The organism is Mycobacterium sp., from assembly GCF_035633495.1.
Classification (GTDB): Bacteria; Actinomycetota; Actinomycetes; order Mycobacteriales; family Mycobacteriaceae; genus Mycobacterium.
Genome location: NZ_DASQEU010000174.1, coordinates 1 through 5,167 on the forward strand (window position 1 = coordinate 1; position 5,167 = coordinate 5,167).

Sequence of the window (5,167 nt, forward strand, 5' to 3'; positions counted from 1 at the left end):
CCGTCGCGGGCGTTGGCCGACTACGTCCGCGCCCGGGATCTGACGTGCCGCTTCCCGGGCTGCGCCGTGCCCGCGCACCGCTGCGACCTCGACCACACCATCCCGCACGGCGACGGCGGGCCCACGCATGCGTCGAACCTCAAATGCCTGTGTGCCGGACATGGTCCGATCGTCACGCCGGTGAGCGCGTTCAGCGCGGCCAACAGGGTGGCGGTGGTGTCTCGGGCTACCACCACTTCTCCGAGCCGAGTCGGAGGCACTTGCGTAGGTCGGCGTCGGCGGCGCGCACCGCGGCTTCCTTGATGCGGTAGGCGACAGCGACGTCAGCGAAGCGACCGGTTGTCAGGTTCGCTCGCTGGCACACAATTCGTTCAATTCCGGCCGCGACCGCCGCGGGGCCGTGCGAATCGACGAAGACGTTCTCGTCTGGCAGCCGCCACAGCGCGGCGAGGCAGCGCAGCACGCCCGGCAGGCCAAACATGGGAATCACATGCTGCCATAGCAGTTCGCCGACAGGGCCGAGCGGGACCCGCGGTTGCGGCGGCGCGTACACACCCGTCCGGCCGGGTCCCAGCACCCATCGGCTCAGGTGCGCCGGCTCGAACGACCCGTCGTAGGGCAGGATCTCGTCGATCTGTCCTGTGCCCCCCGGTGTCTGCCACCGGAGCAGGAACGGGAAGCGATGTCCCGCCGCGGTATCCACGTAGCCGTTGGACGCATGGCGTACACCCGACGACGCCGATGTCGTGCCGACCGCGACGGCGACCAGGTCCTCGGTCGGCGAGATCCCGACCGCCCAGGCGGCACCCGACGGACCGTACAGCCGGATCGCCGCGGCCGCGGGCGAATCCGGCGCACAGATTCGTACCAGCCGCCGGTCGTTGCGGACCACCGCGTCCCACACCTTTCCGATCAGCTTGTCGCCGAGTTTCCCGAAGTTTGCCGGCTTCGGGCTGTGGTCGGTACGCACCGGAGACGGCCGCTTCTTCGGTGTCGGCGGCTGCGCAGCAACCTGTTTCGCCTTCGCGGACGGTCTTGTGGGCTCGGGCGCAAGCCGGGCGGTTGGTCGGGGAACGCAGCCGGCGCACCCGAGCCTTGTCTTCGTCGCGACCAGTCGTTCATCGGCACCGCAGTGTGGGCAGGCGATGTCGGTGAACCGGGTCAGCGGGATGAGCCAATCGAGCGTCAGCGGATAACGCCGGTCGCCGCGGCGTACATCGACCGGCAAGCGCCATACCGGCACCTCGTAGATGTGCAGCCGATAAGGCCGGATCTCGTGGCTCGCCTGGTACTTCTCCCGAGTCTCGCCGATCCGCCGGGCGCGCTCATTCCGTACGCTGTTGGCGCGTGCGTCCAGCAGCTCCCGGCGATCGACAGGTGCTTGCACGTGCCGACGCTCGATCGTCGCGAGGGCGTCACGGTAGTAGGCCTCGACGCGTTCAAGCTCAGCATCGCGAGCTTTGTCGATGCCATCACCGAGTTCAGATCGCCGCCGATCGGCGCCCTGCTCGATAACCCGGTCCGCCAAACCAATCGCCGCGGTCAGGCCGGTCAGCGACGGCGAACCATCTTTCGGCGCCATCGGCAAGGCGGCGAGCCTCGTACTGACGTGGGTTGGGAGCTGGCGTTGCGACTGCACGTCCACCCAGCACTCGGCGCATTCCTGGTAGTGGTCGTCGCTGGACAAGGTGTAGTCGACCAGCGCCCCAACACGCAGAATCGGGCGAACCGACCGGGTCGGTGCGCCCGCGGCGTCGATCCGTCCATGATCGATGGTGAACTGGTCGCGCGCCACCGCCTGCAGGTGCTCGGCCGGTGGTGGCGGGGTGACGGCCACCGGAACGGCCATCACGGCGACGTCGCCCACCGCAAGCACCTCGTCGGCAGAGCGCCCCAGCGCGGGATGCCCGGCCGAGAGGAAGGTCGCGCCGTCCTCGCGAGCGACATCGAGGTCGGCGGTGACCCGCAGCTCTTCCGGCAGCCCCAGCATCGTCTGCAGTGCCGGTGGGAGCATCACCAGCGTCGTATCGCCGCCAAATTCGGTGAGCCCGCCGCTCGCCTCGACATACCGCAGCCAGAAGTCAAGCCCCGAGTCGGTCCTCGTCACGACGGCTCACCTACCAGGAGGTCGACATCTTCCCTGCTTCGAACATAACTGCGTCTCGCCTCGGCGAGCGCGTTGCCAAGCGCGTCGAGCCGCCGCTCGAACTCGTCGTCGTCGGCGGCATCGACGAACGCATCAAAAACCTCGTTCTCGAAATCGAAGTCGTCATCGACCCGGCCGAGGATCATGTCAAGTTCACCGACGACCAGTTCGAACAGGTTGATCTTTGCCTCAAGCACGTGCATGACCTGTTGCTCGATGCTGCCGCGGCACACCAGGTTGCTCAGCGTCACGTCGTGTTCCTGCCCGATCCGGTGCAGCCGGCCGAGCCGCTGCTCGATCTGCATCGGATTCCACGGCAGGTCGAAGTTCACCATCACATGACAGAACTGGAGGTTGCGACCCTCACCCGCCGACTCAGTCGACAGCAGGATCGGCGTTTCGGCCCGGAACTCCGCAATCGCGGACTCCTTCTCCGTCCGCGTGAGGCTGCCGTGATACACCGCCGACGACAGCCCGGCACGCTCGACCGCTGCGACGAGCGCGTCCAGTGTCTGCCGGAACCCGGTGAACACCAAAACCTTCTCGCCCCTGTTGACGTGGCGTCGAAGGAGTTCGACGAGCACACCCACCTTCTCCGGTTCCCGGATGGCTCGGGCTCGTTCCGCGAGGTCGTCCCAGCCGTGCTTCACCAGAGTCGGTGCGGCGGCCGCGGGGCTGGAGCCGGCCAGCCGGGTCAAGCCGCGCAGGGCCAACCGGGTGCGTCCCGACCCAGTTGCCGCTGCCCTGACTCGCCGGACGATGTCGGTGTACAGGGCGGCCTCGTCGATGCCGGGCGTCACCAACAAGGTCTCGGCGAGGCGCGGCGGCAGCAGCACGGCAACTTCGCTGCGGCGATGTCGCACCATCACGTCTCGGGTCCGTACGCGCAACTCCTCGACGTTGTGCGGCGTCGACCCGAGAGACGCCGCGCCATGTTTGGCACGAAACTGGGCGGGTGTGCCGAGCAGTCCGGGCGAGACGAGGCTGACCAGCTGGTAGAGGTCCGACAGTTTGTTCTCCACCGGCGTTGCGGTCAGCATCAGCAGATAGCGGGTGTGGAGCCTGCGCGCGAGCTTGCCCGACGCGCTTCGTGGGTTGCGGAGCCGGTGCGCCTCATCGAAGATCACCAGGTCCCAGTTGGTGTCGGTCAGCCTACCCAGCAGCGGATCGCGGCGAGCGGCGGCGAGCGATGCGATCGTGACCGGCCGGTCCATCCCAATCTCGCCGTCAGGTGTCGACCCGGATCGGGCGATCGTGGTCGGCAACCCGAACTTCCGCTCGAGTTCGTCGCGCCATTGGTCGACAAGTCCCGCCGGAACGATCACCAGCACGTGGTCGGCGAGCCCGCGCATGCGTAGTTCGGACAGCACCAACCCGGCCTCGATCGTCTTGCCGAGCCCGACCTCGTCGGCCAGGATGCCCCGGCCGCGCATCCGCTGCAGCACGGTCCGCGCAGCCTGCCGCTGATAATCGAACGGCTCGAACCGCAGCTGCGGTACCGCAAGGAAGGTGTCGAACCCCGGCCGTGCCCAGACCTGGGCGGCATGATCGACGATCGCGGACCAATCCGGCTGCGGCCGTGCGCCATTGCGCAGCCTCGCCAGCAACGGTAGGTAGGCGGACAGATCCGCCGTCGATGTGTCGCCAGCGGCGATCGTGACGGTCATACAGCCTCCCAACGACCCGGCGCGTGCCTGGTCGCACTGGACCGTAACGGCGACCACCGACATGATGCGACGACCCACGCCGACGTGTGACGAATGAGGCGAATGAGGCGAATGCGGCGGATGCGATTCTCTGGGTGCCTGGCTTGACGAAATCAGATCAGCGTGAGGTTACGCGCGCTGGCGTGGCGGACGGCGTCAATGGGGATCGACTGATCGAGAGTCGCGAACCGGCCACCATTAGCGGTTGCGAGCGCAAGAAGATATGCGTCGGTTACCTGGCGATGCCCGTGCAACCGCGAGTGGTCGATGAGCTCGTCGTCGAGCAGGCTGACCGAACATAGCCAGTACTCGTGATATTCGGTCTCCGCGGCGCGTGCCAACCTGCCGATCGCCTGCACGGGTGGCACTGGGCTGGGATAACGAGGCTGGCTGATGATTCGAACGAAGCCGTTTTGCGTTATTGCACACGACGCCCAGCCGTGGACGATCTCGGCGTCGACCCACCGGCGAACACGCTCGTGGTCGACGTGATCGCTGTCGAGCAGTGCGATAAGGACATTGACGTCCAGCAGGGCGCGCGTCACACCGCTTCCTCGTCACGCAGCCGATCGACGAGAGCGTTGGACACCGCGGGCCCCCGATGCTCGAAGGGCTCGAAACCATAAAAGCTTTCCGGTCCTGTACGCAGACCGGCGTTTTGCTGTTGCGTCAGCGCCTGCCGGGCAAGATCGGACAAGACCTCGCCTGCGGTGCGGTTCTCGCGGCGCGCGCGTTCCTTCACCGCGAGCAGTACGTCATCGTCCAAGGACAGCGTGGTGCGCACACATCTGATGTTAGCGCATCAAGTCGATGGACCGGCAGCCAGAGCCACCTGCGTGCTGCAGGACCTTGTCCACGTTTCGGTCGCCGCTCTTGCTGAAGTGAAGCGGTCGGCGGTCACGGGTCCACGGGATGTACCTCCGCCAGTGCCCGAAGGCCATCGACTTCTGCAGCTCCTCGTCCACATTCGCGACGCCTAACGCTCACCAACCCGTGGGCACCACACCAAGCTGGCCAAACACATTAACAACTTGTGACCAACCTCGCGTGCCTCTGCCGAAAGCATCATCTGCTCAAGACGTTCTGGGGCTGGCGCGAGGAACAACTCCGCGACGGGACACTGATCTGGACTTCCCCGGCCGGCGACAGGTGGGTCACCACCCCGGGCAGCGCACTGCTGTTTCCTACCCCGTGCGCACCCACCAGCACCATCACCGCCACCCCCCGAGCAGACCAACCGTGCGGCGACCGGACCGCCATGATGCCGCGCCGCCGACGCACCCGCGACCAAGACCGCGCCGCCGCCATCACCGCC

General features: G+C 66.9%; 4 protein-coding genes and 2 pseudogenes. 2 read left to right on the forward strand and 4 right to left on the reverse strand.

Annotated elements, in window-relative coordinates; translation table 11 throughout:
- Positions 1-177: pseudogene (locus tag VET27_RS25355) on the forward strand (HNH endonuclease signature motif containing protein); the annotation flags it as partial.
- A 49-nt stretch (positions 178-226) separates the two neighbouring features.
- Here VET27_RS25355 and VET27_RS25360 read toward each other — a convergent pair.
- From VET27_RS25360 to VET27_RS25375, 4 genes are all read right to left on the reverse strand, one after another.
- Positions 227-2,107 (reverse strand): hypothetical protein, encoded by a 1,881-nt coding sequence (locus VET27_RS25360; protein ID WP_526522637.1) that lies wholly within the window; start codon positions 2,105-2,107, stop codon positions 227-229.
- Complete coding sequence (locus VET27_RS25365) at positions 2,104-3,813, reverse strand: DEAD/DEAH box helicase (protein WP_526522639.1); 1,710 nt, start codon at positions 3,811-3,813, stop codon at positions 2,104-2,106. The genes VET27_RS25360 and VET27_RS25365 overlap by 4 nt, the downstream gene beginning before the upstream one ends.
- Positions 3,814-3,965: 152 nt before the next feature.
- Complete coding sequence (locus tag VET27_RS25370; protein ID WP_526522640.1) at positions 3,966-4,397, reverse strand: TA system VapC family ribonuclease toxin; 432 nt, start codon at positions 4,395-4,397, stop codon at positions 3,966-3,968.
- Positions 4,394-4,636, reverse strand: coding sequence for a ribbon-helix-helix domain-containing protein (locus VET27_RS25375; RefSeq protein WP_526522642.1), 243 nt, complete (start codon positions 4,634-4,636; stop codon positions 4,394-4,396). The genes VET27_RS25370 and VET27_RS25375 overlap by 4 nt, the downstream gene beginning before the upstream one ends.
- Positions 4,637-4,888: 252 nt before the next feature.
- Between VET27_RS25375 and VET27_RS25380 the strand changes: the two are divergent.
- Positions 4,889-5,167 (forward strand): annotated as a pseudogene (locus VET27_RS25380) (hypothetical protein); the annotation flags it as partial.

What these genes read in the sequence shown, in the direction of transcription:
- VET27_RS25365 (WP_526522639.1), bottom strand. Translation starts at nt 3,813, where the DNA reads ATGACCGTCACGATCGCCGCTGGCGACACATCGACGGCGGATCTGTCC.